Here is a 24,456-nt window from a genome sequence, read left to right as displayed (position 1 = left end):
GGTATCTATGTGGCCCCGGCATCTTTGTCAAACACTTTTTGAAAAAAAAGGGAATCGGGTCTCCTGAACCCTACACATCCCCGCACCCAAAAACCGCGCCCTACCTGGGAACGCCGGGCGTCTGCTCGGCACGGAACAGGGATGAAGACGGGCATAGTTCAAGAAATTTTCAAAAACCAATAGATGGCCGAACGCCTTGCTCTTGCACCAGATGCCGAGCGGACGCTCGGCGTTCCCAGGACACCCTATCGGAGCACCCCGGTCTCATGGATTGCCAAAGCCCCCCTTCTCCACCTATGAACGGCTGTTGCAGGCACAGCCTGTTCTTTGCGGATTCGCCTTCCCTGCCATTCCACAACCATCAACGCCCTCACCCACATGAAATGGACACCCTTCGACATCCTGGATCTTGATTATCTTCTTCGTCTGGACTCCGATCAGGACGCCACCATATTGACCAAGCGCGACAGAAATCTTTTCCTTGAGATCTCACAAGCCGGATCAAACGACACGCCTTCGGCTCCTCCTGACACCACGGCTGTGCGCCGCTCGCTCCTTTTCCGCTGGATTGAATGCCGCAAGGAACAACTTGCCTCTTTCGCCCCGGCATCTTTTTTTCCGGGGCAGGTAGTCGCTGATTCCTTCCACATGTGCACGCTCATCCTCTCCCTTCTCGGGATCGGCTTCGGCGTCTCCCTGGCCCTTGTACTCCTGGCCTATACGGGATCGTCGCCCATCAACGTTTTCACCTATCTTCTGGTTCTGATCATCCCCCAAATACTTCTTGTGCTGGGTATTGTCTTAGCGAGTTCCAGCACACCATATCGAGCCGGAGGAAGACGCCACCCCCTCCTGCTCCTTATCGGAAAGTTCATATCCGCAATCTCCAGACGGTTGGGGACACAATGCGTCCGTACCCTTTCTCCGGACAAAAAAGATGCCTTTCTGTCCACCCTTGGACAGTTGAGCATCTGGAACAAACAATATGGCCGACTTTTTTTCCATCCCACCGTTGCCACGTTCCAATATTTCGGAATCACCTTTAATATAGGAGCTCTCGGTGCGACTATTGTGAAGGTTATGGGCTCGGATCTGGCCTTTGGCTGGCAATCAACCCTGAGCATCGGGCCCCAGGCAGCCTACAACCTGGTCACAACCATCGCCCTGCCCTGGTCATGGTTGGTCCCGTCCGGACTTGCCCACCCGACCCTTGACCAGATCGCCGGGAGCAAGATGGTTCTCAAGGAAGGCATCTATCACCTGACGACCCCTGATCTGGTTTCCTGGTGGCCGTTTCTCTGTTTTGCCGTCCTGACCTACGGCCTTCTGCCCCGCATCCTTCTTTACGCGTGGTCCAGATACCGGGCCAAGCAATGCATGGCCGCCCATCCCTTCGCCGCATCGGATATCGACAGGCTTTTCTACAGGATGACCATCCCGCTGGTGGAAACAACCCCGCGTGCCCTCAAGCCGGATACCAACCCCACACCGCCGCCCCCTCCACCATCACCCGCTCCCCCTACTCCTAAAAGCCAAAACACGATCAGGGAACAACAGGTGATGCTCATCCCTGACGAGATCATTGATGATTGTCCTCTGGACCAGCTCTATCAACAACTCCACCAAAAAACAGGGATCAGGCCTTCGAGCCATTTTCCCCTTGATCCGTACGACCCCGGAACATGCCTGGCCCATCTCGAACCGCTTGCATGGAAGGACAACCGTCCACGGATCACCATTATACAGGAAGCATGGCAGCCACCCATCCGCGAAGACCTCGATCTCCTCAAAACCCTTGCAACCAGCCCGGGGCCATCGACCACGCTGACCATCGCCCTGATCGGAAAACCACAAGGACGCAAAGTCATCACCCCTGCCGACAAGGCCGACCTCACCGTCTGGAAAAACAGGGTTGCGCAGATGGCCCTGCCCAATATCGACATCATCGAACTCGGAACCTCCCATGATGCATAATCCTTCCCAGAACACACAGATCCCCGAATTCGCCATCATCGGTCATCCCAATGAGGGCAAATCTTCCATCGTCTCCACCCTGGCTGAGGACGACACCGTTCCCATCAGCCGGATTCCCGGAGAGACCACGCAGAGCAGGGTTTATCCCGTGAGCATCGATGGCAGGGACATCATCAGGTTCATCGACACGCCGGGCTTTCAGAACCCCATGAAGACCCTCAAATGGCTCCGCGACTATTCCGGTCCGCCCCGGGACATCCTGCACGCGTTCTACAGGGCCCATATCGACCGTCCCGAATCCAGGGACGAATGCGAACTCTTCCTGCCCATCCTGGATCGCGGAGGCATCATCTATGTGGTTGATGGTTCCCGTCCCATGCGTCGGGTGGATAGGGCGGAAATGGAAATTTTACGGCTCACGGGACGGCCCCGCATGGCGATCATCAATTGCAAGGAAACAGGATCGGACTATCTCCAGGACTGGAAGGCCGAATTCGCCCGCCAGTTCAACATGACCCGGACCTTCGACGCCCTCAAGGCCACCTACAGCGAACGTATCGCCCTGCTCGAGGGACTCAGGTCCATCGAGCAGGACTGGGAAGCCCCCCTGCGTCTGGTTGTCACGGCCTTCAAGAAGGACTGGGAGAGACGGAACACCCTCACCGTGACAGCTCTCTGCGATCTGCTCAGGGACTGCACGTCCTACGTGGCCACAAAAACCAGCAGCCGGTCATCCAGCATCCCCGCACTCAAGGAAAATCTCCTCGAAACCTTCAAGACCCACGTGGGCACGGCAGAATCGCGTTGCCATAAGAGGATCAAACAGCTCTTCAAACACAATATCTTTTCCTACCCCCTTCCGGACCAGTCCATTCTCAACGAAGATCTTTTCGCGCAGAACACTTGGCACATCCTCGGCCTGACCCCGACACAACTGGCAGCAACGGCAGCCCTCACCGGAGGAACCGTTGGCGCGGCCGTGGACCTGGCCGCGGCCGGGATGACATTCGGCATATTCACGGCCCTGGGCAGTGCTGCAGCCGCGGGATATGTCCTGCTCAATGGTGAACGGTTGGCCAAGACAAGGGTCAAGGGCATGGGTATCGGTGGATATACGGTTCAGGTGGGTCCTGTGGACAATATCCAGATCCTGTACATCCTTATCGATCGCGCCCTGCTCTATTATACCCATGTGATCAATTGGGCCCATGCAAGACGGGACGATCCTCCGGCAGAAGCCGCGGCTATGGACACGGGAGATCGGGGAGGATTCTCAAGCAAATGGGGCAAGGAACAACAGGAGATCTGCAGCAAATACCTAGCCGCGCTCAAGCAGGACAGGGACGTGGAATCCCGTGAGCAGGCATTCATGGACATGATCCAAGAGGAACTGATCAGGATTTCCCGGGGGGAGATTGCCGGGAAGGGGAGAGAAGATAGTGGATAGTGGCAGGAGGAACCGGATAAGCCCGGTGAAAAATCACCGGGCTTATCTGTTGGGTTTCCAATGTGGATGGTCGGATCAGAACTCGAGATGATTCACGGTCCTGGGGAAAGAAATCACGTCACGGATATTGGTCACGCCGGTGATGAGCATAAGCAGCCGCTCAAAACCCATGCCGAACCCGGCGTGGGGGACGGTGCCGAAATTACGCAGGTCCCTGTACCACCAGTAGTCATCAATGTTCAGCCCCAGTTCCTGGATGCGCATATCGAGCACGTCGAGACGTTCCTCGCGCTGGGAACCTCCAATGAGCTCACCGATCCTGGGTACCAGAATGTCCACAGCTGCGACCGTGCGGTTATCGTCGTTCAGACGCATGTAAAACGCCTTGATCTCCTTGGGATAATCATACACGGCCACGGGCTTTTTGAAGTGTTTCTCGGTCAGGTACCGCTCGTGCTCGGTCTGCAGGTCCAGGCCGAATCCAACGGGATATTCGAACTTCTTCTTGGCCTTTGTAAGGATCTCGATGGCCTCACCATAAGGGAGACGGACAAAATCGTTGTCCACGATATTGTCCAGCGTGGCGAAGAGGGTCTTGTCCACGAACCGGCCAAAGATATCCAGATCATCCCTACAGTTTTCCCGGACATGGTTGATCAGGTACCTGGTGCATTCTTCACCGAGATCAATGTCGTCAGCAAGATCGGCAAAGGCTATTTCCGGTTCGAGCATCCAGAACTCGGCCGCATGCCTGGGGGTATTGGAATTTTCCGCCCGGAAAGTCGGCCCAAAGGTGTACACATCCCCTAGGGCCGTGGCCATATTCTCGGCCGAGAGTTGGCCTGAGACCGTAAGCGAGGCCCTTTTACCGAAAAAATCCTGCCCGAAATCGGCCGTGCCGTTCTGTTTGGGCACATTGTCGAAATCAAACCCGCTCACGGTGAACATTTCTCCCGCGCCTTCGCAGTCCGAACCGGTGATCACCGGAGAATGGATATAGAAAAATCCCTTGTCCCTGAAATACTTGTGGATGGCATAGGAGAGTTCCGAGCGGATGCGGGTGATGGCCCCATACTTGTTCGTTCGGGGACGCAGATGGGCAATGGATCGCAGAAATTCATCGGAATGGCGCTTTTTCTGCAGCGGAAATGTCCCGGGATCGGCAGTGCCTATCAAAACGAGCTCCTTGGCCCGGACCTCCCACTTCTGGCCTTTTCCCGGGGACTCCACCAACGATCCAACAACCTTGATGGACGCCCCGGTACTGATCTCCGGCAGGATTTCAAAACCGGAAATGTTCTCGTCGATGATCACCTGGATATTTTTCAAACACGAGCCGTCATTGATCTCCAGAAAAGAGAAGCCCTTGGCGTCCCGCTTTGTCCGCACCCATCCGCACAGGGTCATCTCCTCCATGCCACTCTCGGCCCCAAGGGCCTGGCGTACCCGTATTCTCTTCATGGTTCCACTCCTTATATAGGGTTCTCTTCCAGTCTCATTCCGGGATGTTCAATCCCCGGATCACTTTTGCAATCGGCCCGATACACGGGCGACCTATCGTACAGTTCCCCCCTGGATACGGGCGGTTTCTCCGTAGCCCCGGGTCATGTCACATTCAAGAACAAAATTCTGGGGACACACTAAACGCTCAAAGCATGTTCACCGGGTCCAGGTCATAGGTGAACCGCATATGGCGATCCCGGCCGAAATAGTGGTCAACCGCCGCGAAGAGCTGTCGGATAGCTGGCCAATTGTCGGCCTTGATCAAACATTGGAACCGAAGACGCCCCCGCAGCACTTGCAGGGGAGCGGGGGCAGGCCCAAGGACACGCAGCCCCAGCTGGGATGACTGCCCCCGGATGACCTCCCGGAGCTGCCCCAAGCGGTCGTTGCCCTCTTTCCAGTCAAGCGGATAACTGACCCGCAAGAGCCCCAGCTTGATGAAGGGAGGATAAGCGAAACGTCTGCGCCGCTCGAGCTCTTGAGTGTAGAATCCCTTGTAATCGTTTTTCCTGATAAATCCCCAGCAATGGTGGTCGGGATTGCGGGTCTGGATGAGGACCTTGCCCGGTTTTTCACCCCGCCCGGCCCGTCCGGCCACTTGGACCAAAAGCTGGAATGTCCGCTCTGTGGCCCGGTAATCGGGAAGATTGAGCCCAAGATCTCCATCAACCACCACGACCAAGGTCACCCCGGGGAAATGGTGGCCCTTGCTGAGCATCTGGGTTCCGACAAGAACCTGCTGCCGTCCCTTGGCAAATTCTCCAAGGATCTGCTCCATCTGCCCCTGACGGCGGGAAGAATCCCGGTCCAACCGAGCGATCCCGGTCCCTTCAGGAAGGGACCGGGACAAAAATTCTTCCAGCTTTTCCGTTCCCGCCCCCACGGGTTGAAACATTGATCCCCCACAGTGGTCGCAGATCATGGGAAACGGCCGGGTAAATCCACAATAGTGACAGACCATGCGGTTCACGTCTTTGTGATAGGTCAGGCTGATCTTGCAGTGGGGACACTGGGCGGGTTCGCCGCAGTCCTCGCAGTAAAGCACAGGGGCATACCCCCTGCGGTTGTGCATGATGATGACCTGATCTCCCTCGCCAAGAGCATGGTCCAACGCCTGGCGACAGGGGGAGGCGAAGGGGCCGGCAGTGGTCGGGAATGTCTTGAGATCGACCAGTTGGATTTCCGGCAGGGTCGTCGTGCCGATCCTCCTGGCCATGGAAACGAGCCCTATCTCCTGTTCGTTGGCGGCATAAAAAGTCTTCATGTCGGGCGTGGCTGAACCGAGAACGAGCAATCCCTCTGATCGCCGGACCCTATAATAGCCGATCTCCTTGGCGTGGTAGACCAGCCGCTCGTCCTGCTTGAAGGACCCGTCGTGTTCCTCATCCAGAACAATCAGTCCCGGATCATCCCCCGGCAGGAACAAGGCCGATCTCGTTCCCACCACCAGCACGGGGTCATGGTTTTCGGCCATTCTGGTAAAGACTGCTTCTCTGGTCCTCGCTGCCTGGTAGCCATGGTACAGAAGAACCTCACCATCTGGAAAAAACCCCTTGGCCTCGGAGAAAAGTTGCAAAGCAATGGCCACTTCCGGGGCCAGAAGCAAAACCCGCTTACCGCGGTCCAGGCAGGCCCGGGCCAATTCAAGATAGACCCTGGTCTTTCCACTCCCGGTAACACCATGGACCAGACAGGTGGCCGGTACCGGTTTGCCCAACAAATGCTCCAGGGTTTGGAGGCCCTCTTCCTGTTCGGGGGAAAGGGGGAATATCTCCCTGGACGTTTTGGGTGGCGGGGCCTCGGGTTCATACGGGGCCGAACGGATGCCCACCAACCCTTTGGCTTCCAGGGACTCCAGGGTTTTGGCACTGGAACCCGGGAGATTCTTGCGTACCTGCGACCAGGCGGCCCCCCGCTTTTCCCAGAGATAATGCAGGAGATCCCATTGGCGCATGGCATTGGGACGGATCGGCCATGGAGGATCCTGGACGACATAGCAATACCTTTCTTCCCTGGGAGCCACATATTTCCTGACCATGGAGCCGGCGAGCCACGCTACGGCGAGCTGCGCCAATTTTTTTTCATCCAGACGGGCGAGCTGGGGAACCGTGACCGTGTCCCCCGAGTTCTTTTCCAGGTATATCGGCTGTGCATCCTTGAGAAAACGGGGAAGAACATTGGCCATGACACGACCAGGGAGTTGTGACTGTCTGCGGGCCAGGTCATCGAGAAGGGTGACGTATCCCCTGTCCAAACAATCCCGGGAGCAGGCCGGCCACAGAACCTTACGGATACGGAAAGACGATTCTTCAACCTTGGCAGGCCAGAGCAGAACCCCGATCCTATGTCCTTTGCCCATGGGAACGACCACCACGAGCCCGGCATGCCAGAATGACCCGGGAAAATACCTAGGAAGTGCATACGTAAGAGTGGAAAACGGGGCGCTTATGATCGCGACATCCCAGCGGACAGATTCCATGGAAAAGATCAATCCGTAGAATGGACGGCCAAAGGACAGGCGTCCAGAAGGGGGAACACAGGCGACTGTGACGGGAGCATCGTCTTGCCCTGGAATTGTCGGTCCATGGCCTGCGGGGAAAAGAGACCGTCCTGCAGGGCGATGTTCACCCCGTTCCAGCGGATGCGTATCCGGAGAGGATTCCGGCCACCGGCAGAACGCCAGATCCTATGCGGGAGCCAAAAATTGCCGATCTTCGACCATTCATCCCAGATAAAATCACAGGTTCCGGATCCCTCGTCCCATATGGCGCGCACAGGGAGATGACGCTCGTTGTCCATCCAATATTGGGTTGCATGGAGTTCTCCGTCCTCGGCCCCCAGAACAAGACAGGGCCTATCGACGAGAAACTGGTAGGACATGACCGTAGGGTCCACGCCCCGTTCGATCCACTCCTTCAAAGAAAATTGCCAGACAACGAGCCCGGGCAGAGAGACACGTTCTTGTCGGGGAAAAACGCGGACAAACGAGGTCCGCGTACCAAGGACGGCCCTCACGAGCCGGGGTTTTCCGTCAGTAGTCTCCACGAACTCCTGTCGCCATTTTTGGCCCTTTATCCAAAGATTGCAGGTTATTCCGGGGTAGTCAGGGAACGAGAGAATGGCCTGGAAAGAAGACAGGGGGGTCATCTCCTTCCCGGTGAGCTCGGCCACCTCGCCGGGGGGAGGAAAAAAAGCGGAACAGATACCGGCCGTGTTCATGCAGGCAACCAGCAGAAACATAATCGAGGTGCGGGCCAAGGCTTTCATGGACAACTCCCTGTGCAATACGACGGAAAAAAGACGATGGCTCCAGGACGAAACGCCCGGGAACCATCGCGCTGAACAAACCATATCCGGCAATCAGGACCGAGGAAGCATGGCCCGTAGGTTTTCAACCAACTCGGAGCGCAACGTCTCGTCCTGGAGGGCAAAATAGATGTTCGCAGAGAGATAGTCCACCCAATCCCCCGTATCGAACCGTTTGCCTTTCAACTTCACTGCCAATAAGCGGTTTTCCTTGGCAAGGAGCTGCATGGCATCCGTGAGCTGGATCTCCCCGCCATTGCCCGGCGTCAGATTCTCCAGGTGGTCAAAAATCTCCGGGGTCAGCACATAACGACCAATCATGGCCAACCTTGAAGGGGCCTCCTCGGGCCGGGGTTTTTCCATCATTCCGCGCACCCGATACATACCCGGGGCGAATTCCTCGGCTTGCAAGATCCCATACCTGTCCACCTTTTCGCGGGGGACCTCGACCACGCCGACCACAGGCATGTTTTCCGACCGGGCAACCTCCATGAGCTGTTTGATACCGGGATCACGGTCAAAAAGGAGGTCATCGCCGACCATAACGGCAAAGGGTTCGTCCTTGATGACCTCTTTGGCACAGAGCACGGCATGTCCCAGCCCGAGTTGCTTCTTCTGGCGTACGGTGATTATGTTGACCATCTCGGCCACCGTGCGGATCTCCCCAAGCAGTTCGTCACTCCCTGTGCGCTCGAGAAGGGCCTCCAGGGCCAGATTGTAATCGAAATGGTCCTCGATGATCCTCTTGTTCTGGTTGTTCACAAACACCACGTCCGTCAATCCGGCCTGCATGGCCTCCTCGACCACATACTGCACGGTCGGTTTCTTGTATACCGGGAGCATTTCCTTAGGTACATTTTTGGTGGCCGGCAGCGACCTGGTACCCCATCCAGCGACAGGAACAACGACTTTACGGATTTCCATACGGTATTTCTCCTTTGACTTGCGTGTGCGGCTAGGCGCTCAAAAATGCGATCAAGGTACCACCATAAACGAGACAGCGGCTATGCGAGTCCCTGCTCCACATCATGGGACAATGACCCCGCCAATTCTTCGACAAGCGCCCCATCCTCACCCTCGACCATAACCCTGGCAACGGATTCGGTCCCGGAATATCTGAGCAGCACGCGCCCCCGTCCCTTGAGTCTTTCCTCGGCGTCCGCGACCGCCTTCTGGATCGCGGGAACTTCGTCAAAAGGAATTTTCCGCTCCACATGGACATTGACCAGCCTCTGGGGAAAATGCTGCAAAAGGCCGGCCAGCTCGGAAAGGGGTTTGTCCCTTTCGCGCATGATCCTTAGCAGTTGCAGTGCGGCCAGGATCCCATCCCCGGTTGTACTATGCTCCATAAATATGATGTGCCCGGATTGCTCGCCCCCCAGGGAGATGCCGTGCTTGCGCATGGCCTCGACAACATAGCGGTCGCCCACGGGAGTCCGTAGAAGTCGTCCCCCCTGCTCCTGCATGAAAATCTCCAAGGCCATATTGCTCATGACCGTGGCGGCCAGGGTCTTGGACGGCAGACATCCCCGTTCGATCATGTCCATTGCACAAATGGCCATGATCTGGTCCCCATCCAGGATCTGTCCGTTTTCATCGACAACGATGAGCCTGTCACCGTCTCCATCCAGGGTCAAGCCGATGTCCGCCCCGGTTTCCAGAACCTTGGACGCGGCCACTTCGGGATAGAGAGAACCGCACTTGCGATTGATATTCAACCCATCGGGTTCGTTCCCCAACTTGGTAACCTTTGCTCCGAGTTCTTCAAAGATGAGCGGTGCGACCTTGTACGTGGCTCCATGGGCACAGTCCAACACGATGCGGATCCCCTCGAGGGTCCGCCGGGCGGGAAAACTATTTTTTAAATAAACAATATATCTTCCCGGGCTGTCCTCGATCTTGGCCGCTCGACCGATGGCCTCCGGAAGGGGGATGTCCCATTTCATATCACGGTCCATGACCATGGCCGTGATTTCGTCCTCCACACGGTCGGGAAGTTTGAACCCGTCCTTGTCAAAAAATTTGATCCCGTTATCCATAAAGGGATTATGTGATGCCGATATGACCACCCCGAGATTGGCCCGCATATTTTTGGTCAAAAACGAAATCGCAGGGGTCGGCATGGGGCCTACCATGAGTACATCCATCCCCGCGGCACAGAACCCCGAGGTGAGGGCCGATTCAAACACATATCCGGAAAGACGCGTATCCTTGCCGATGAGCACCCGGGGCCGACGGTGTCCCTTGCGGAAATATTGGCCGGCTGCCAGCCCAAGGCGCAGGACCAATTCGGGCTGCATAGGAAAGATATTTGCCTGTCCCCGGAGGCCATCGGTTCCAAAAAGACGTTTGGTCATTCGAGCTCCTTACTCTTTTTCGGTGTCAACGTGACGTCAAGTTTGACCGGTTTTGCCTTGAGCAGAACCGTGTCGTCAGGAAGAGATATTTTGTAGGTGAGTTGATGCGTCCCGCGCGCTGGTAGCGGCCCGGTCCCGATCTTGGGATCAATGGTTTCACGCCACCCCTCTTGGCGCATGAGCAGCAAAGGAATGTCCAGCTTGAGCCGAACAAAGGTGGGGGCGATGGATATGTCGTAGTCCTCGGGTTCGATCACGGTAACAGGCCGTTTCACCCAGAGAATCCTGGTTTTGGGACCGAGCCTGAAATAGGCGGTCACATCGGTCACCTCGGTCTCCAGTTCATCGGGAATATCGAGGCCGACGGTCTTTTGCCATGTTCTGCCGACCCCCTCTGGAATCTCGATCTCTTTGGTGGCAACCTCCTTCATACCCGAGAGGACAGTGCTCGCTCCGGTGAGCGATATCTCCTCGGGTTGGACCGAGATTTCCTTGAGCTCCATACCGGTTGGGAGTTCCCCTTGCCAGGAGACGGCTACGGGGAAGGTCCTGGAGACGACACGATCCACCTCCAGTTCGAGCCGGGGCGGCGAAATTTCCATGACTTCCACCGAGGTGCTAAGGGGGATATTTTCCTGCTTGAGCAATATGGTATTGGTTCCGACCCGAAGCGAACTCAGATTGGCTTTGTACGCCAAATGATGGGTATCGATCCCCCGAATGATCCCGCTGGCCCCACGGACGCGGATCTGGATACGGTTGCCCATCCCCTTGCGGATGACGAAATCGTCAGGAAGATCAACAAATTCCAAAGGAATATCGATCCAGGTATCCACCTTTTCGCTCCCTGAAACGAGATACCAGCAAAAAAAGGCCAAAAATAGCGATAACAGCCTGTATTGCCAATGTTCCTTGAGTCTATTTTGCCAATGCACTGACAAGCACCCTCTTGAGACGAACCTCTCCGAGGCTCGTTGTTATTTTTCCACCGATGGCCACAGAAATGGTCCCCCGTTCCTCAGAGACGACGACGGCAACGGCATCACTCTCCTCTGTGATACCCATCGCAGCCCGGTGCCGCGTTCCCAGGGTGGCCCGGTGCTTGAGCCCCACAGCCAAGGGAAGAATACACCCGGCAGCGGCGATGCGCTCATTGCGGACGATGACCGCCCCATCGTGCAAGGGGGTATCTTGGTGAAAAATGGTCAGTAAAAGATCCTTGGTGACCAGCCCCCCTATCTCAACCCCCCGTTCGACAATATCCCCCAGGGGAGTGGACCGCTCAATGACCACCAGGGCCCCGGTCTTGGAACGCCCCATCTCCAGCAGGGCCAAAACAAGTTCGTCAAGAACCGCCTTGCCCACCCTGTTCCGCATCCAGAAACGCCCTGCCCCCATAGCCGATAGGGCCTTGCGTATATCCTTCTGGAATAAAATTATCACGACAAGAAAAATCGATCCGAGGAACTGTCCCAAGAGCCAGTGCAGGGTGTACAGCCCAAAAACCCCCGAACTGTAGTAGACAACGAGCAGAAGAAACAATCCGTAGATAACGGAAACGGCCCGGGTTCCGCGGATGAGCAGGATAAGCCTGTAAAAAATAAAGGCGACCAGGAAAATATCCAGCAGATCCTGCCAGGAGAATTGTATATTGAGTGCCTCAAAAAATTCAAACATATCCTCACCTGCGAAGAAAAACGACAAACCGGTCGGTCAGCTCATCGCCCGAACGATTTCCAGGGTCCGGCATGTTGCCGCAACATCGTGGACACGGTGGACGGCAACACCCCGAGCGGCCAAGAGCGCCGTGGCAATCTGGGTGGCCTCTCCGCGTTCATCCTTGCCGAGCCCCAACAGCTTGCCCCACAAGGATTTGTTGGACAGCCCCATATAGACCGGGCGGCCCAGGGCAGTGAACGCTTCGATATGGCGCAGGATCGTCAGATTGTGTTCCAGAGACTTTCCAAACCCGATACCGGGATCAAGAACGATACGGTTCTCCGGCAACCCCGCAGAAACAAGCTCGCCCATTTTGTCCCCGAAAAAGGCCATAATCTCCGCGACGACATCCTTGTAGCGGGGGTTTTTCTGCATGTTCTGGGGACGTTCGGGCGTGTGCATCAAAACATAGCCGGGTTTGGATTGAACCACAACATCCATGAGAGAAGAATCAAAAGAAAAGCCTGAAATATCGTTGATGATCCCCGCCCCGGCCTCCAACCCTTGGCGGGCCACCTCGGCCTTATATGTATCAAGGGAGACGAGCAGGTCCGGCTGTTTACGGAGAAGCCCTTCTATCACCGGAAGGACCCTGGCACATTCTCGGTCGCCAGGTACCTCAGCGGCTCCGGGGCGCGTGCTTTCTCCACCGATATCGACGATATCCGCACCGTGAGAGTACATGGCGAGTCCCGCCCCAACGGCCGAGCAAACCGAACCATGGCGACCACCATCGAAAAAGGAATCCGGCGTCACATTGAGAATACCGGCCACGATAAAGGGGGCAGGGCCTACGACCCTGCCCCCCTTTACAACCCATTCAGGTCCACTACTCGAACCCGCCATAGTCAACTATCATCCTCCTCGAGAGAAAAATCGTCATCCCTGGGTCCGTTCCCGGCCCCGTTCCCAGTAGCATTGGCAAGTATTTCCGGAGAGGCCAGTTCCTTCCCCTCCATGAGAAGATCGACCTCCTTGCCGGACAGGGTTTCTCGTTCCAGCAGGGCCTGGGCAAGACGGTGCAGGGTATCGAGATTTTCCTCGAGAAGCTCCTTGGCCCGGATATGGCCCTGGGTGACGATACGCTTGACCTCTGCATCGATGAGCTGGGCGGTTTCCTCACTGTAGTTCTTATGGGACATCATATCCCGGCCAAGAAAGACCTCGCCCTCCCCTTCACTCATGGAAATGGGCCCGAGTTTTTCGCTCATCCCCCACTCACAAACCATCTTCCTGGCTGTCTTGGTGGCACGTTCGATATCATTGCCCGCACCCGTGGTCATCTGGTCAAGCACGATTTCTTCGGCAACCCTTCCCGCCAGCAGAACAGCCATATTGTTCTGGAGATAGGTTTTGGAATATCCGTGCCTATCGTCCTCGGGCAATTGCATGGTGACCCCGAGAGCACGGCCCCGAGGGATGATGGAGACCTTGTGCACAGGGTCGGTTCCGGGAAGAAGTCTGGCTACCAGGGTGTGTCCCCCCTCATGGTAGGCAGTGGTCTTCTTTTCTTCATCGCTCAAAATAAGGCTCCGTCGCTCCTTGCCCATGAGGACCTTGTCCTTGGCCTCTTCAAAATCTCTCATGTACACCTGGTTCTGGTCCCGCTTAGCCGCTCCGAGGGCGGCCTCGTTGACCAGGTTTTCGAGGTCCGCCCCGGAGAATCCAGGGGTTCCCCGTGCGAGGACTTCAAGATCGACCTCATCGGAGAGGGGAACATTACGGCTATGGACATCGAGGATGCGCTTTCGTCCCTTGAGGTCCGGGCTGGGGACCACGACCTGGCGGTCGAAACGGCCGGGCCTGAGCAACGCGGGATCAAGAACGTCGGGACGGTTGGTAGCGGCGATGAGAATGACCCCCTCGTTCGACTCGAATCCGTCCATTTCCACGAGCAAGGCGTTCAGGGTCTGCTCACGCTCATCATGCCCGCCCCCCAGGCCGGCACCACGCTGCCGTCCGACAGCATCGATTTCGTCAATAAAGATGAGGCAGGGAGCATTCTTCTTGCCCTGGATGAACAGGTCACGCACCCGTGCCGCCCCCACACCGACAAACATTTCCACAAAGTCAGAACCGGAAATGGAAAAGAAGGGAACCCCGGCCTCCCCGGCAACGGCACGGGCCAACAGTGTTTTACCCGTCCCCGGAGGGCCAACCAGCAGGACCCCCTTGGGAATACGCCCCCCAAGACGGGTGAATTTTTTGGGATTGCTCAAGAAATCGACGACCTCGCTGAGCTCATCCTTGGCCTCGTCCACGCCGGCCACATCCTCAAAGGTGACCTTGGTCTCCTCCTGGGTGACCATTTTGGCCCTGGAACGACCAAAAGACATGGCCTTGCCCCCACCCCCCTGCATCTGCCTCATGAAAAAGATCCAGACTCCTATAAGCAAGAGCATGGGGAACCACGATACAAAGACGGTCATGTACCAAGGCGCTTCTTCCTGCGGCTGGGCCTCGACCTGCACATTGTTCTTGACCAAGGTATCAACGAGCTGGGGGTCGTCCGGGGCATAGGTGGAGAACATCTGGTCACTGATCAGCCGACCCGCGATCTTTGGGCCCTGTATCTTGACGCTCATCACCTCGCCACTTTTGACCTTGGAGAGAAATTCCGTATAGGTCAGTTTGAACTTGGGTGCCTGGGGCTGGTTGAAAAGGTTGAAAAGAACAACCATGACCAAAGAAATCGCTGCCCACAGCAAAAGATTTTTCGAAAAACTATTCAAGCCTCACTCCTTCATAGCTCACATGTGGATTCACAATACTGCACTGGCACATTCCATCACCGGCATAGCCGAAAATCCGGACAGATCGCATAACAGTCCGCCATCGCTGCCATCAGGATGGACCAGGAACCAAACATTTTTTTCATCGGGCATGCCGGCAAATGGCATGATCCTATTCTATATATGCAAAAACGTCGCTTCCAATTAGCACAAAAACATCCCATGGACCACCCCTTTGGGGAAGCCCGGATTTCACGACGTAAACACGGAAGACATTTATTAAGTCTCAAAATCGAAAAAGCAAGAAAAATTTCCTGTCCAACAAATCCATGGCCGTGGCGATTATTTGCTTGATAATCCCCAACCATCCTGATAGACACCCCCTCACTTCAGGATGAAGGAAGCGTTTCGTCACCGGTGTGGCGCCTGGACTTCAAATCCAGTGGACGGTCGAGAGGTCGTCGGTAGGTTCGACTCCTATACGCTTCCGCCAAAAACGAGCTCAAAGCCCGGATATCCGGGCTTTTTTTATTCCAACACGGTGCACCGGGAACAAAAAGGAGCCAACGACGGGCCCGTTGTCATTTTTTCTGAACATCCAAACACATCCAAAGCACACCACATTCATTCGAGCACATCCGCGTGGGCTGCATTCACTTGGATTCCTGGGCAAACAATCACCGTTGTGTCAGGGACGCTCCAGCCGGAACAGATTGTGATCGCCGGACCATTGCCTTCCGGCCAGTCCCCATAAAGCAACAACAAATGGGCCCCATAACGGCACGAGAAATGCTTGGATCTACCCCGGAGAGTGCCTATTTTCTTGCATCAAGGGAGCGATGCAGCATGATGATGAAAGAGACCGTCTCATTCCTGCTTGAGGCCATGAGCCCATGCACGGAAACCTTTTTTTCAAGAAGTTACACCTATGATCAATCCGGCGTCTGTCTCGACGACCCGATAGGTCTGGTAGGCCAATTGGAAAAATGCCGCAAATCAAGACTTGAGGCCGTTGTATGGGAAAACGGGACCTATGTGGGTGGAACATGGTTTGATGTTACCCATCAAAAATGGACCGCAGAATTTTTCGACCAGACCTGGAATAGTCAGGCCTCCTCCCCCACCATCCAGCCCATTTCCTCCGGATACCTACAACGACCGGGGTGAGCGTGCCCTTTCCTCAATGTTCGATACCCCACCCCCCAAAAAACATCAGGCAATAAGATCCTTGCGCATGGTCTGAATAACGGTCCCTCCGGGTTCGTGCAGAGTGCAAACGATATTCCCCTCTGGAGACAGTCCGATCTCCCTGTTTTCCTTGTTCCACAGGCTGAACCAAGCCACGCCCCATTTTCCCAGGGGGTAGGGGAGGTTGCCCATGCAAAAGAGCCTGTCCCAGGTCCATCCTTGATCGACCAGTTCGTCCCAATGGGGCTTGATCCAGGTCAGGGCGGCCTCGAGGTTCTTCTTGATCTCCGGAGTAACGTATTTGTTCTCCTCCATGAGCACTTCGGGAACCCCGGGTCTTTCCTTGGCAAGACCGGTCATGATTGCGTGCCCTCGTCCAGCCATCTTTCAAGGGCCGCGATCTGCGTGGCCACGGACAAGGGTCCGGTTCCTCCGGGCAGATCGCGTCGCTTCACCGCGGCGTCATAGGCCAGGATCTCAAAGGCATCCTTGTCGATCAGTCCACTGAAGGTCTGCAATTCTTCCAAAGAACAATCCTCCAGGCATTTGTCGTTTTTCTCGGCATAGGCCACCGCGTTGCCCGTGATATGGTGGGCCTGCCTGAAGGGAACGCCCTTGCCCACCAGATAATCGGCCAGTTCCGTGGCGTTGAGAAACCCTTTACGCAGTGCCGCGTGCATGGCCCCCGGATTGAAGGCCAGGGCCCCGACCATCTGGTCCATGATGACCACGGACATGCAGACCGTTTTGTCCGCGTCAAAAAAGGGTTCCTTGTCCTCCTGCATGTCCCGGTTGTAGGCCAGGGGCAGCCCCTTCATGGTAGTGAGCAGTGCCATGAGGTCGCCGTAGACCCGGCCGGTCTTGCCACGCATGAGCTCGGCCACATCGGGATTCTTCTTCTGGGGCATGATGGAAGAGCCCGTGGCAAAGGCGTCCGGCAGCTCGATGAACCCGAATCCCGGGTTGGACCAGATAATGATCTCCTCGCACAATCGGCTCAGATGGGCCATGATCTGGGAACCGATGAACAGGGACTCGAGCACGAAATCCCGGTCGGATACCGCATCCATGCTGTTAGCAAAGATCCCGCCCAGACCGAGCTCGTCGGCCACGGCCCCGGGATCCAGTGGATAGGTGGTCCCTGCCAATGCGGCCGCGCCCAGAGGCGACACGGATGCCCGCCTGGAACAGTCCTCGACCCGTCCGACATCGCGAACAAACATCTGGCAGTAGGCGAGCAGATGCTGGCCCAGAGATACGGGCTGGGCAGGCTGCATATGTGTGTAGCCGGGCAGGATAACATCCTGATGCGCCGTTGCCTGACCGAGTAGGGACGCGATGAGTCCCTGCAGAGATTCCTTCCAGACCTGCAACCGCTCGACCACAAACAGCCTAAAATCCAGAGCCACCTGATCGTTACGGCTACGGCCGGTGTGCAGTTTCTGCCCCACAGGCCCCACAAGTTCGGTGAGACGGTTCTCCACATTCATATGCACGTCTTCGAGATCAGCCCGCCAAACAAAGGTTCCGGCCTCGATCTCACCGGCGACCCTTTCCAGCCCGTCCACAAGAGCCGTTGCCTCGTCCTCGGTCAGTACCCCCTGCTTGGCGAGCATCCGGGCATGGGCCTTGGAACCGGCAATATCCTGGGCATATAGCTGCCTGTCATAGGTTGCAGAGACCGTATATTCTTCCACCAGGGGAGCGGTGGCCTGTCCAAACCGCCCACCCCACAATTTTTCCTGCTTATTCTCGCTCGAAGCCATGATCCGTCCTTGACTCAATAAATGAAGAAATTTTTCACTCTCCTGAAATCTCCACAATCTCCACAATTTCTAAAGCATCTGAAATATCTGAACTATCTAAAATATCCGAAATTTCTAAAATTCGATCCTATTTCCCCTGCACCTTGTTATAGGCCATGAGCCTAAGCCCCTGCAGGCGGATGAATCCGGCGGCATCGGCCTGGTCGTAGACATCGTCCTCTTCAAAGGTGGCCAGCTCGGGGTTGTACAGGGAGTTGGGGGAGGTCCGCGAAAGGGGCCATACACCGCCCTTGTACAGTTTCAGGGTCACCTGGCCGGTGACGCATTCCTGGGCCTTGTCCATGAAGGCCTGCAAGGCCTCGCGTTCGGGCGAATACCAGAATCCGTTGTAGACCATTTCCGCGTACCGCGGGATCAGACTGTCACGCAGATGCTGGAGCTCACGGTCCAGACACAGTCCTTCGAGATCCTGATGCGCCGCGTGGATGATGGTCCCGCCCGGTGTCTCGTAGACGCCACGGGACTTCATGCCCACGAAACGGTTTTCCACCATGTCCAGACGACCGATACCGTGCCTGCCGCCCACCACGTTCAGATGTTTGATCAATGCGGCCGGGCTCATGCGCTCCCCGTTCACGGCCACGGGATCGCCCTTTCCAAAATCGATGGTGATGGTCTCGGCCTCGTCAGGGGCCTCCTCGATGGGAACACACAGCAGATGACTCCCTGCAGAAGGCTGTTTGCCCGGATCTTCCAGCTCACCGCCCTCGAAACTCAGATGCAGCAGATTGCGATCGCAGGAATAGGGTTTCTCCTTGGTCACGGGTACGGGGATGCCGTGCTCCTCGGCAAAACCGATCAGCGCGGTCCTGGAACCGAGATCCCAGTCCCGCCACGGCGCAATGGAGATGAGCTCCGGGTCCAGGGCCATGGCCGAAAGCTCGAACCGGACCTGATCGTTGCCCTTGCCCGTGGCGCCGTGGGCCAGGGCCTGGGCCCCTTCCTTGTGGGCGATCTCCACCATTTTTTTGGAAATGAGCGGCCGGGCAATGGAGGTCCCTAAGAGATACCGGCTCTCGTAGATGGCCCCCGACCGGAAGGCCGGAAAGATGAAATCTTTGGCAAATTCTTCCTGCAGATCCTCGATATAGGCCTTGGAGGCGCCGGTGGACAGGGCCTTTTCCTCGAGTCCGTCGAGTTCCTCTTCCTGGCCGAGATCCGCGGTCAGGGTGATCACTTCGCAGTCATAGGTCTTCTGGATCCACTTGAGGATCACGGAGGTGTCCAGACCGCCGGAATAGGCCAGAACCACTTTCTTGATGTCGTTCATTATATATCTCCATATGTTTGATGGATAAAAAGAAGCATGGGTACATAAAAAAAGGGCATGTTGGAGACTTCCGACATGCCGAGGACAAACCGTTTGCAATGCGCGGTACGATATTGCCAAGCGCTCGGGGTGTCAATGCGGACCGTGTTTCTCGAGGACCGGCAACGGTCAAAGGGGATCAGACATAAAAGGAAATATACGAATACCCGGAGATCTCCATATGCTTCACATCACGGGCGTATTTGGAAAATAGGATCAACCCCAGGGTATCCAGCTCTTCGGGACCGGCCCTGAACAGACTATCGGGCATGACAAAATTGTTGATGTCATCCATCTGGTGACCACAGATGGCCTCGGTAAAAATCCCTTCCTCCATCCTGGTGATCCGGATATTGAGCAGCCGGTCACGGTTCTCTCCCTTGCCGACCATGTAGAAAAACATCTCCTCGCAACAGAGCATGAGACGGAACTTTTTCTCTTCCTTTATCCCGAGCTTGGCCTGCCCGCTGTCGATCAGATCCCGTAGAGCCTGAAAGCTGTCGGCATGGGCGGCAAAGACCCCCTGAAGACGCTTTTTAGGGGCGATATAGGCCAGGGTACTCAGGATGAACGCGGTGAATCCGCCGATGGCCACGCTGTTCTGGAGCATGGGGGCAAGGCCTGGCGGAACGAGTTCCGGGAACATGGTGCCGCTTTCGGCAACAAGGCCCACGGTGAGCGAGATCCCGAGGATGAGGCCGTTCTGGGCACCAAAAGAGTTCATGGTCACAAGTCCCAGACCGGCCTGGAAGAGCAGGGCGGCAATGACCAGAAGAAACCCGCCGATGACCGGGGCGGGCATGTCCAGCACAAACCCGCTCACCTTGGGCATGAAGGCAAGGCACAGCAGGATCATTGCACCGAACCTGCCGACCCGGGCCGACGAAACCCCGGTCATTTCGATGAGCGGAATGTTGTCGCAGTAGATGGAGGGAACGGCCGTACCGAACAGGGCGGCCGCGATCTTGCTCAGTCCATCGCAATATAATCCGCCCTGGATCCGGTCGTAGGCAACCCGCCTGAAATCCCTTGTGGAAACCTGCTGGACGAGCATCAGATTGCCGGTGTTTTCGATGACACTGGCGAGCATAGCCATGCAAAACGCCAGAAACAACGGCAGGTGGTAGCCGGAAAACCCCATGTCCATCCCGGACCAGGCAAATTCCGGCAGACCGATCCAGGGCGCGTGCGCGGAGTGTTCGAGTTCCAGAAGGCCGACACCGGCCGCTGCCGCATAGCCGCTTCCCAGACCGATGAGGGGACTCCACATGCGGATGGTGCCCTTGCCAAACAGCATGAGCCCCACAAGCACGGTCACGGTCAGCCCGCCCACCATGAACCGGGAGGACGCCACCGATCGGGCAAGGGATGCCTCGCCCGTCCACAGGTCCAGGGCCAGAGGAATGAGGGAGACGGCCACGAGCAGAATAACCACCCCGCCCACGGCCGGGGTGATGATATGACGAAAAAACCGGATGAAATAGGTGTACAGGAAGACGACCGGAACGCTCAAAAGAGACATCCAGGCCAAAAGCTCCATCCCCCCCATATTCACGGCATCGATGGAACAGGCCAGAAACGCGCTGTACGATCCCGTAAAAAGAATGGCCCCCGCCCCGAATCCCCGCTTGTGCCATGACTGAAAAAAGGTGAATAGGGCTGCGATGAGAATAATCCCGAAGGCCGCGAACCGAAGGGTTGCGGGGGGCACATCCGTGACCTTGCCGAGAATATTGGGCACAAAAATGATGGCGTCGAAAATAAGCAGAACATGGGTGCACGCCAGGACAAAGGCCAAATGGAACGGTGGTTCCTCCTCCACGTCGTACCGCAGGCGGTCTTCAGTCATTACAATTGCATCCTCTCGAATCTCCCATTGTTCATTCCCCCATGTGACGACCATGCCACGTTGGTCCGCCCCTTGTATCCATCACCCCTGGGCAGTGCCCCCTCATACCCGATCCAGGAACTCCAGATCCCTGTTCTGGGAATTCTTGGTCCCCACGCAGAGCACCTCGATCCCTCCGGCGGATTTGTGGCGAAAATAGAGCCGGCCGTTATACCCGAAGGCTACCTCCAACACCTTGGTCTTACGTCCCCTGCCAAAGACCTTCCTCTTGACGGTCACCAGGGCCGGATCGGTGTTCAACTGGAGAATGACTTCCTCGGCCTTGATACGCATGTCTTCAGCCAGATCTTCAATGCCCTGGATGGTTCTATCGTGGATATCCAGATTTTTATACAGGGCGTGCATCCGTTTTTCCAGACTGTCATTCCCTTTGGCCTTTCTGGTCTGCTTGCGGGCCGGTTTATTATTCAGCCCATCGATCTGCTCCCTGAGTTCCTCTATTTCGGCGCACTGGCTTTCCTGACTCAGACGGGTCTTTTCGAGTTGCTCTTCCAGGGTCACGATTTCCTCAAGCATCCCGTCCTCGTTGGCAGAGGCCTGCCTACGCTCCTGCACGAGTTCCTTGCGGACGACCGTCACCTTGGCCTCGAGATTATCCCGCAAGGCATCAAGCTCTTCGATCCGCTCGGCAAATTGTCGCTCTTTGTCCCGCAATTCCCTGATACGTGCATCCTTCCTGGCCTCTTCGCTCAATGCCTTTTTGAGCCCCCGCCGGTATCCACCAAAGAGCAGGACGATATCGACAACGATATAGAAAGCCAAAAGAGCCAGACCTGCCGGCGATCCGGGCGAAACGGAAAGATTGACGGTCAGTTCCAAGCCCTGATTCAACAGGTCATAATTTTTCTGGGCAGTATCGAGGGTGTCCGCAGGGCCGATCGTGGCTCCGTTCTCAAAGGACGAAGGATAGATGATCTCGTTGTCCTTGGTCGTAACCATCACATTGGGTTTAACCCCCCAATAACGGGCGTTGCTCCCGGAAAAATATCCATTGATGTTCCGGGTCACCATATCCCGCAAACCAACTTTTCCCTGGAGCAATGCAGTAGTGTCCCCCAGGTATATGCTCTCCAGGTCATTGGAAAATTTTGTTTCCAGCCCCGTAGCCACCCCCTGCAGGGAGGCTATATAGAGAACGGGGGGGAGAAGGATGCAGACGATCAACAGCCTAAAGGGAAAAAATTTCATACCCCCCCCCTTCCGTGTATGGCCGACCCCCTCCAACCGCACGACGACCGAGCGAAACCGCTACAGAGTATCCGGGGCTGTTTAGCGGACATGGGCATCCTCCGCCCCCTGTCCCTGTTTTTGTTCGCCAAGGGAATCCAGGAGTTCCCGGGCCCTGTCATCTCCCTGGAAAGGCTCACCCATGTCCAGGGCACGCAACAACGATTCGCGTGCCGTTAAACGATCGCCGAGTCTGGAGTGGGCCAGACCAAGATGGTACCACCCAATAGGGTTGGTCGGATCGTTGACCACACTTTGTTGCAGGATAGGCAGCGCGATATCCGGATCCCCCCTGAGCAGGTGGATCCAGCCAAGCGTGTCCAGAACCAGGGGGTCGTCGGGCATCTCCTCTGAAGCCAGGGTCGCCAATTCAAGGGCCTTGTCCAGCGATCCGTTTTCCCGAACAATGATATAGGCCAGGTTGTTGGCCGCAGGTGCGTAACCGGGATCGATGGCCAAAATCTGTCGATAGTGTTTTTTGGCCTCGTTGAAACGCTGCCGGGCATCGGCAATATTCCCCAGAAGCATACGTGCGTCCAGACTGTCCGGGGATTGTTCGAGAACCTTCTCTGCCTGTTCCCGAGCGTGCCTATACTCTTTCAACTCGAACAGCACCTTGGCCAATCCCAATCTGGCCGCGGTAAACCCCGGCCACGTATTGACAGCCCTACCCAAGGCCTCGCGGGCCTTGGTCGTCTCCCCGGTAGCGAGCAGGGCCATCCCCTCGAGATAGTGGATCTTGGGCAGGGTCTTGCCTTCTTCCAAGAGGGCACGAGAAATCTGCAGGGTTCCATTAAAATCCCCCTGCTCAAGAGCCAATTCCATATCCAAGATTCTAGAGGGCAAAAATGCGGGATTGGCCTTGAGGGCCATGCGTACATATTTCCGGGCCAGTACGGGTTTTCCGCTGTGGACAAAAAAGCGGGCTATTGTGTCCAGAACCTGGACATTGCTTGGGGCTATCTCCAGGGCACGCGTGTACGTTTTCGCCGCCTTGTTCTCGTCACCGGTCAGGGCATAGAAACGGGCCAGATTCATCAACGGACGGAGTTGCAGAGGGGCCAGCTTGACGGCCTCCCTATACGAGGATTCCGCCATACCCATTTGCCCGATACGGAAATAAAATGTTCCCAGGATTCCTTGCAAACGGGGGTTGCTGGGATCGTGCTGCAACGCATCCAGAAGAATTCCCTTTGCGTCCGCGATCTCGCCTTGGTCCAGATACTGATCGACCAAAGCGAGTTTCAGATCCAGGGCATGGGGATTCCTTTTGATCGCACCATGGAGCAGCTCGATGACCCCGTTGCCTTCGCCCAGTATCAGCCTGGTCTTGATCAAGGCAAGGTAGGCCCGGACCTGTGCAGGGTCGATCTCGATAATTTTGGAAAAAAGCCTTTTTGCGTGCTGGAGATCTTTTTTTTGGGCCATGAGCGACCCCTTCAGAAAAAGGGCCTCGATGTTTCTAGGCTCACGCAGGAGTACATTGTCCAAGATAGACAGCGCTTCGGGAAAATGCCTGGCCAGCATATGGAACGTGGCCAGTCGAAGCTGGATATCCACATTACCGGGATCGATTTCAGCCGCCCTGGAAAAACTGGCAAAGGCCGACTTGAGATGCCCCTGGCGCATCCGGGCTATCCCCAATTTGACGTAGGCCTGACCATATCCACTATCAAGGGCAATGGCACGCTGGAACGCCTGTTCGGCTTCAGCGAATTCCCCCTTGAGCATCAAATCATCACCCTTCTCCATATAGACGGTTTGTTTTTGCTCGTCCGGGCCACACGCGCTGACGAAAAGGATGATGCCCAACAAACACACGAGACAGACCTGATTGTTACGATGCATTTGAACCCCGTAATATTCTCCATGCCACAGCGGAACAATTTCCCAAACCTGCTGATCGGCACCCAGATTTGACGATAAATTTTACCATGTTGTGCTAGTAAAATTTTGACC

Annotated in this window: 18 protein-coding genes and 1 tRNA gene; 4 read left to right on the top strand and 15 right to left on the bottom strand. The window is 56.2% G+C overall.

Going from position 1 to position 24,456, the window contains the following annotated elements; all coding sequences use genetic code 11:
* The first annotated feature begins 378 nt into the window (after nucleotides 1-378).
* Both ACY692_RS03300 and ACY692_RS03295 read left to right on the top strand, forming a co-directional pair.
* On the top strand, nucleotides 379-1,974 hold the full coding sequence (locus tag ACY692_RS03300) for a DUF2868 domain-containing protein (RefSeq protein ID WP_462323912.1): 1,596 nt from the start codon (nucleotides 379-381) through the stop codon (nucleotides 1,972-1,974).
* Nucleotides 1,964-3,421, top strand: coding sequence for a GTPase/DUF3482 domain-containing protein (locus tag ACY692_RS03295; protein WP_462323911.1), 1,458 nt, complete (start codon nucleotides 1,964-1,966; stop codon nucleotides 3,419-3,421). The genes ACY692_RS03300 and ACY692_RS03295 overlap by 11 nt, the downstream gene beginning before the upstream one ends.
* Nucleotides 3,422-3,496: 75 nt before the next feature.
* Here ACY692_RS03295 and asnS read toward each other — a convergent pair whose 3' ends face one another.
* The 9 genes from asnS to ftsH form a co-directional block, all read right to left on the bottom strand.
* Nucleotides 3,497-4,882 carry an asparagine--tRNA ligase gene (gene asnS / locus ACY692_RS03290; protein WP_462323910.1) on the bottom strand — a complete coding sequence of 462 codons (1,386 nt, stop codon included), beginning with the start codon at nucleotides 4,880-4,882 and terminating at the stop codon, nucleotides 3,497-3,499.
* 187 nt (nucleotides 4,883-5,069) lie between these two features.
* Nucleotides 5,070-7,403 (bottom strand): replication restart helicase PriA, encoded by a 2,334-nt coding sequence (priA, locus tag ACY692_RS03285; protein ID WP_462323909.1) that lies wholly within the window; start codon nucleotides 7,401-7,403, stop codon nucleotides 5,070-5,072.
* A gap of 8 nt (nucleotides 7,404-7,411) precedes the next feature.
* Nucleotides 7,412-8,191, bottom strand: a complete 780-nt coding sequence (locus tag ACY692_RS03280) for a hypothetical protein (RefSeq protein WP_462323908.1) — start codon at nucleotides 8,189-8,191, stop codon at nucleotides 7,412-7,414.
* Nucleotides 8,192-8,284: 93 nt separating this feature from the next.
* On the bottom strand, nucleotides 8,285-9,154 hold the full coding sequence (gene galU / locus ACY692_RS03275; protein WP_462323907.1) for a UTP--glucose-1-phosphate uridylyltransferase GalU: 870 nt from the start codon (nucleotides 9,152-9,154) through the stop codon (nucleotides 8,285-8,287).
* A gap of 80 nt (nucleotides 9,155-9,234) precedes the next feature.
* Complete coding sequence (gene glmM, locus ACY692_RS03270) at nucleotides 9,235-10,587, bottom strand: phosphoglucosamine mutase (protein WP_462323906.1); 1,353 nt, start codon at nucleotides 10,585-10,587, stop codon at nucleotides 9,235-9,237.
* The gene (locus ACY692_RS03265) at nucleotides 10,584-11,423 is read right to left on the bottom strand and encodes a CdaR family protein (protein WP_462323905.1); all 840 of its coding nucleotides are present in this window, start codon (nucleotides 11,421-11,423) and stop codon (nucleotides 10,584-10,586) included. The genes glmM and ACY692_RS03265 overlap by 4 nt, the downstream gene beginning before the upstream one ends.
* A gap of 82 nt (nucleotides 11,424-11,505) precedes the next feature.
* On the bottom strand, nucleotides 11,506-12,264 hold the full coding sequence (gene cdaA / locus ACY692_RS03260; protein ID WP_462323904.1) for a diadenylate cyclase CdaA: 759 nt from the start codon (nucleotides 12,262-12,264) through the stop codon (nucleotides 11,506-11,508).
* Between the two features lie 36 nt (nucleotides 12,265-12,300).
* Nucleotides 12,301-13,152 carry a dihydropteroate synthase gene (folP, locus tag ACY692_RS03255; RefSeq protein ID WP_462323903.1) on the bottom strand — a complete coding sequence of 284 codons (852 nt, stop codon included), beginning with the start codon at nucleotides 13,150-13,152 and terminating at the stop codon, nucleotides 12,301-12,303.
* A 2-nt stretch (nucleotides 13,153-13,154) separates the two neighbouring features.
* Complete coding sequence (gene ftsH, locus ACY692_RS03250) at nucleotides 13,155-15,038, bottom strand: ATP-dependent zinc metalloprotease FtsH (RefSeq protein ID WP_462323902.1); 1,884 nt, start codon at nucleotides 15,036-15,038, stop codon at nucleotides 13,155-13,157.
* Between the two features lie 399 nt (nucleotides 15,039-15,437).
* On the opposite strand from ftsH, the gene ACY692_RS03245 reads away from it, so the two are divergent.
* Both ACY692_RS03245 and ACY692_RS03240 read left to right on the top strand, forming a co-directional pair.
* Nucleotides 15,438-15,531, top strand: a tRNA-Sec gene (locus ACY692_RS03245).
* A gap of 353 nt (nucleotides 15,532-15,884) precedes the next feature.
* On the top strand, nucleotides 15,885-16,205 hold the full coding sequence (locus ACY692_RS03240) for a hypothetical protein (protein ID WP_462323901.1): 321 nt from the start codon (nucleotides 15,885-15,887) through the stop codon (nucleotides 16,203-16,205).
* Between the two features lie 45 nt (nucleotides 16,206-16,250).
* Here the strand turns inward: ACY692_RS03240 and ACY692_RS03235 are convergent, their stop codons facing one another.
* The 6 genes from ACY692_RS03235 to ACY692_RS03210 all read right to left on the bottom strand — a co-directional run bounded on the left by ACY692_RS03235 (nucleotide 16,251) and on the right by ACY692_RS03210 (nucleotide 24,345).
* Nucleotides 16,251-16,586, bottom strand: a complete 336-nt coding sequence (locus ACY692_RS03235) for a hypothetical protein (RefSeq protein ID WP_462323900.1) — start codon at nucleotides 16,584-16,586, stop codon at nucleotides 16,251-16,253.
* Nucleotides 16,583-17,992 (bottom strand): argininosuccinate lyase, encoded by a 1,410-nt coding sequence (argH, locus tag ACY692_RS03230; RefSeq protein WP_462323899.1) that lies wholly within the window; start codon nucleotides 17,990-17,992, stop codon nucleotides 16,583-16,585. Before argH ends, ACY692_RS03235 begins: the two co-directional genes overlap by 4 nt.
* Before the next feature lie 127 nt (nucleotides 17,993-18,119).
* The gene (locus tag ACY692_RS03225) at nucleotides 18,120-19,322 is read right to left on the bottom strand and encodes an argininosuccinate synthase (RefSeq protein ID WP_462323898.1); all 1,203 of its coding nucleotides are present in this window, start codon (nucleotides 19,320-19,322) and stop codon (nucleotides 18,120-18,122) included.
* Nucleotides 19,323-19,500: 178 nt separating this feature from the next.
* On the bottom strand, nucleotides 19,501-21,210 hold the full coding sequence (locus ACY692_RS03220; protein ID WP_462323897.1) for a uracil-xanthine permease family protein: 1,710 nt from the start codon (nucleotides 21,208-21,210) through the stop codon (nucleotides 19,501-19,503).
* 102 nt (nucleotides 21,211-21,312) lie between these two features.
* A complete protein-coding gene (locus ACY692_RS03215; RefSeq protein ID WP_462323896.1) occupies nucleotides 21,313-22,458 on the bottom strand; it encodes a hypothetical protein in 1,146 nt (381 codons plus the stop codon).
* Nucleotides 22,459-22,539: 81 nt separating this feature from the next.
* The gene (locus ACY692_RS03210) at nucleotides 22,540-24,345 is read right to left on the bottom strand and encodes a tetratricopeptide repeat protein (RefSeq protein WP_462323895.1); all 1,806 of its coding nucleotides are present in this window, start codon (nucleotides 24,343-24,345) and stop codon (nucleotides 22,540-22,542) included.
* Nucleotides 24,346-24,456 lie beyond the last annotated feature (111 nt).

It is taken from the genome of Desulfoplanes sp. (assembly GCF_054921335.1).
The sequence above is the reverse complement of the archived record's forward strand: the minus strand, read 5'-3'. Positions and strand labels throughout refer to the sequence as shown.

Excerpts from the sequence above, each read along its gene's own strand:
- ACY692_RS03220 (WP_462323897.1), bottom strand. The coding sequence starts at position 21,210 with ATGACTGAAGACCGCCTGCGGTACGACGTGGAGGAGGAACCACCGTTC.
- ACY692_RS03225 (WP_462323898.1), bottom strand. The coding sequence starts at position 19,322 with ATGAACGACATCAAGAAAGTGGTTCTGGCCTATTCCGGCGGTCTGGAC.
- argH (WP_462323899.1), bottom strand. The coding sequence starts at position 17,992 with ATGGCTTCGAGCGAGAATAAGCAGGAAAAATTGTGGGGTGGGCGGTTT.
- glmM (WP_462323906.1), bottom strand. The coding sequence starts at position 10,587 with ATGACCAAACGTCTTTTTGGAACCGATGGCCTCCGGGGACAGGCAAAT.
- ACY692_RS03210 (WP_462323895.1), bottom strand. The coding sequence starts at position 24,345 with ATGCATCGTAACAATCAGGTCTGTCTCGTGTGTTTGTTGGGCATCATC.
- priA (WP_462323909.1), bottom strand. The coding sequence starts at position 7,403 with ATGGAATCTGTCCGCTGGGATGTCGCGATCATAAGCGCCCCGTTTTCC.
- ACY692_RS03280 (WP_462323908.1), bottom strand. The coding sequence starts at position 8,191 with ATGAAAGCCTTGGCCCGCACCTCGATTATGTTTCTGCTGGTTGCCTGC.
- galU (WP_462323907.1), bottom strand. The coding sequence starts at position 9,154 with ATGGAAATCCGTAAAGTCGTTGTTCCTGTCGCTGGATGGGGTACCAGG.
- folP (WP_462323903.1), bottom strand. The coding sequence starts at position 13,152 with ATGGCGGGTTCGAGTAGTGGACCTGAATGGGTTGTAAAGGGGGGCAGG.
- ACY692_RS03240 (WP_462323901.1), top strand. The coding sequence starts at position 15,885 with ATGATGATGAAAGAGACCGTCTCATTCCTGCTTGAGGCCATGAGCCCA.
- asnS (WP_462323910.1), bottom strand. The coding sequence starts at position 4,882 with ATGAAGAGAATACGGGTACGCCAGGCCCTTGGGGCCGAGAGTGGCATG.
- ACY692_RS03215 (WP_462323896.1), bottom strand. The coding sequence starts at position 22,458 with ATGAAATTTTTTCCCTTTAGGCTGTTGATCGTCTGCATCCTTCTCCCC.
- cdaA (WP_462323904.1), bottom strand. The coding sequence starts at position 12,264 with ATGTTTGAATTTTTTGAGGCACTCAATATACAATTCTCCTGGCAGGAT.
- ACY692_RS03300 (WP_462323912.1), top strand. The coding sequence starts at position 379 with ATGAAATGGACACCCTTCGACATCCTGGATCTTGATTATCTTCTTCGT.
- ACY692_RS03235 (WP_462323900.1), bottom strand. The coding sequence starts at position 16,586 with ATGACCGGTCTTGCCAAGGAAAGACCCGGGGTTCCCGAAGTGCTCATG.
- ACY692_RS03295 (WP_462323911.1), top strand. The coding sequence starts at position 1,964 with ATGATGCATAATCCTTCCCAGAACACACAGATCCCCGAATTCGCCATC.